Origin of the sequence: Zemynaea arenosa (genome assembly GCF_004614185.1) — a bacterium.
In the GTDB taxonomy this organism is placed as follows: Bacteria; Pseudomonadota; Gammaproteobacteria; order Burkholderiales; family Burkholderiaceae_D; genus Telluria; species Telluria arenosa.
In genome coordinates this window covers 1-3,018 of sequence record NZ_SPVF01000261.1, presented here as the reverse complement: position 1 = coordinate 3,018, position 3,018 = coordinate 1, and the positions used below count along the sequence as shown (strand labels likewise).

3 protein-coding genes are annotated in these 3,018 nt (G+C 69.5%); all 3 read right to left on the bottom strand.

The annotated features are described in order from the left end of the window. On the bottom strand, window positions 1-1,199 hold a 1,199-nt coding region (locus E4L96_RS21525), incomplete at its 3' end, for a sigma-54-dependent transcriptional regulator (protein WP_135209274.1). Window positions 1,200-1,206: 7 nt separating this feature from the next. Then, the gene (locus tag E4L96_RS21520) at window positions 1,207-2,844 is read right to left on the bottom strand and encodes an ATP-binding protein (protein ID WP_135209273.1); all 1,638 of its coding nucleotides are present in this window, start codon (window positions 2,842-2,844) and stop codon (window positions 1,207-1,209) included. A gap of 11 nt (window positions 2,845-2,855) precedes the next feature. Beyond that, window positions 2,856-3,018, bottom strand: a 163-nt coding sequence (locus tag E4L96_RS24620) for a PP0621 family protein (protein ID WP_267874344.1), incomplete at its 5' end; no start/stop codon positions are given.

Genomic DNA, 3,018 nt, shown 5'->3' with positions numbered 1-3,018 from the left:
GGAATGACCGGCGGCGGCGCATGCGGCACGGCGTGCGGCTGGTCCGGGACGCGCGCGCCCTTGAGCGCCAGGTCCGCGACCTCGATCACGCCTTCGCTGGCAAAGGCCAGCGCGCGTTCCAGCACGTTCTCCAGTTCCCGCACGTTGCCGGGGAAGGAATAGCTCTTCAGCGCCGCCAGCACGCCCGGCCCCAGCGTCGCCTTGGATCCCGGCCCTGCGATGCGCGCCAGGATGGTGTTGGCCAGCAGCTCCAGGTCGTCCAGCCGCTCGCGCAGCGGCGGCAGCGACAGCTCGATCACGTTCAGGCGGTAGAACAGGTCCTGCCGGAAGGCGCCCTGCTCCACCAGCTTTTCCAGGTTCTTGTGGGTGGCGCTGATGATGCGCACATCGACGGGCTCCTCGGCCGTGGCGCCGATCTTGCGCACCCGCCGTTCCTGGATGGCGCGCAGCAGCTTGACCTGCATGGCCAGCGGCAGGTCCGCCACTTCGTCGAGCATCAGGGTGCCGCCGTTCGCGGCCTGGAAGAAGCCATCCCGGTCCTCGGCCGCCCCGGTGAAGGCGCCCTTGCGGTAGCCGAAGAACTCCGCCTCCATCAGCGCCTCGGGAATCGCGCCGCAGTTCACCGCCACGAACGGCTTGGCCGCGCGGGTCGACTGCGCGTGGATCTCGCGCGCCGCCAGCTCCTTGCCGCTGCCCGATTCGCCGCTGATGTGGATTGGCGCCTGTGAGCGCGCCAGCTTGCCGATCTGCGCGCGCAGCGCCTGCATCACGGGCGAATCCCCGATCATGCGCGACTCGGACTGCGCCGCTGGCTGCTGCTTGTCCTCGGCCGGGGCCAGCTTGAGCGCGGACTGCACCATCAGGCGCAGCTCGTCCAGCACCACCGGCTTGGTCACGTAATCGAAGGCGCCGGCCTTCAGGGCGATCACTGCATTCTCGGCCGAGCCGTAGGCGGTGACCACGGCGATCGGCGTGTTCCTGAATTGGGCGGTCACCTCGCGCACCAGCTCCAGCCCCAGGCCATCGGGCAGGCGCATGTCGGTCAATACCAGGGCGTATTCGTGCTGGGTGAGATAGTCGCGGGCGTCCTTCAGCGTGGCGGCGCTGTCCACGTCGAGGCCCATGCGCAGCAGGGTGATCTCGAGCAGTTCGCGCAGGTCCGCTTCATCGTCGACGACCAGGATACGGGGAGAACTCATTCCGCCATCATAACGCCATCGGGCGGCCGAACGTAATCACAAAGCGCCCCGTCGGATGGGGTATTCCGAAGGCCTGGCCATCGGTGCGGTATTCATAGTCGAGCGAGGCGTCGTTGTTAAGACAAAGCTCGCGCGCCAGGTACAGGCCCAGCCCCGTGCCCTTGCTGGAGGTGGTGTAGAACGGCTCGAACAGGTGGGCGCGCACCTCGGGAGTGATGCCGGGGCCGTCGTCCTGCACGTGCAGCTCGCGGCGGCCGGCGGCATCCAGCACCACGAACAGGCGGATGCAGCCCGGCGTGCCGCTGGCGTAGCGCACGGCGTTGGTCAGCAGGTTGACCACCACTTCGCGCAGGTGCAGTGGGTCGAAGCGTACCGCGGCATCGGTGTGCGCGGGCAGCGCGATCAGGTCCTCGGCCAGGCCGTGGGTCTCGCTGAATTCCGCCTTCAGCTCCGCCAGAAAGGTTTGCAGCTGGAGCGGCTCCCCGTTGGGCTGCACCTTGCGCGACAGCTGCAGGATGTCCTCGACCATGCGGTTCACGCGCTTGACGTTGTCGCCGACGATTTTCAGCAGGCGCACCTGCGCCTTGTCGGAGAGGTCTTCTTCCAGCAGTGCGGTGGCGTGGCCGATGGCGGACAGCGGGTTGCGCACCTCATGGGCGATGGACGCGGTGAGGCGGCCCATCGAGGCCAGCTTGAGTTCCTGGGCGCGGTTCTCGATGGCCGTCACGTCCTGCAGGAAGATCACGCAGCGCTCGTCCGAGCCGTCCGGGGTGTCGGCGCGGGCGAAGCGCACCTTGAGGTGGGTGGCGGCGCCCGCGCGCCCGGCAGGCTTGATGTTCACGAAGGCCATCTGGTGGCCGTCCGGCTCCGCGATCCAGGCCTGGAAGGCTTCGCTGAGCGGGGCCAGGGTGACGGCGCCCGACAGCAGCAAGCCCTCGGCGGAACCGGACAGGCCGAGCACCCGCCGCGCCGCCGGATTGGCGGAGACGATGCGGCCGTCCGGCCCGGCCACCAGGATGCCGTCGCCCATGTCGGCCATCACGATGCGGTTGATGGCCTGCTGCATGGCCAGGTCGGCGCCGCGGCGGGCCGCCAGCTCCTCCTGGTTGATGAGGCGTGCGGCCAGGCGGCTGATCACCAGCACCGCCGCGAAGTAGGCCGCGCCGTACAGCGCCGCGTGCAGGTATGGGAGGTCCGCGTCTTCCAGGAAGATGCGCCAGGTGCTGTCCCCGAGCAGGAACAGCGCCACCACCGCGGCCCAGAACAGCGCCAGCACCAGCGGCGCCAGGATCGCGGCGCCGGCCAGCGGGAACAGGTACAGGATCACCAGGCCGGTGCGCATGCCGCCCGCGGCCAGGTAGAGCAGCGAGATCGCCACCACGTCGGTGGCCACATGGGCCATCAGCTGCACCGTGAAGCGGCGCTTCCACTGCGCGGTGACGGCGGCGAAGGTCACCGACAGCAGCACGTAGGTGATGCAGATCCTGTGGTAGTCCGTGCCCGCGCCGCGCTCCAGTTCCGTGCGGCCGAACAGTCCATACAGCAGCAGCACGACCGCGATCGCCACGCGCGTGACGTTCATGGTCTGCATCGAGCGCCAGAAGGTCGCGCGCGATTCCCGGGACAGCGCCTCCAGCTGGGCCATGCGGGCGGGCGTTAGAGCGGGGGCTGGCGCACGTGCGCCGGACAGCAGTAATCGAGACCGTCCGCGCGCACTGCTTCGGACGAGGGGAAGTAGACGTGGCAATGGGCGCAGCGGGCCATGGCTTCAGGCGGCGCGCCGTCCGCGCGGGCCGCCGGGCGCGGGCCCGGGGCGGGT

Excerpts from the sequence above, each read along its gene's own strand:
- E4L96_RS21520 (WP_135209273.1), bottom strand. The coding sequence starts at position 2,844 with ATGGCCCAGCTGGAGGCGCTGTCCCGGGAATCGCGCGCGACCTTCTGG.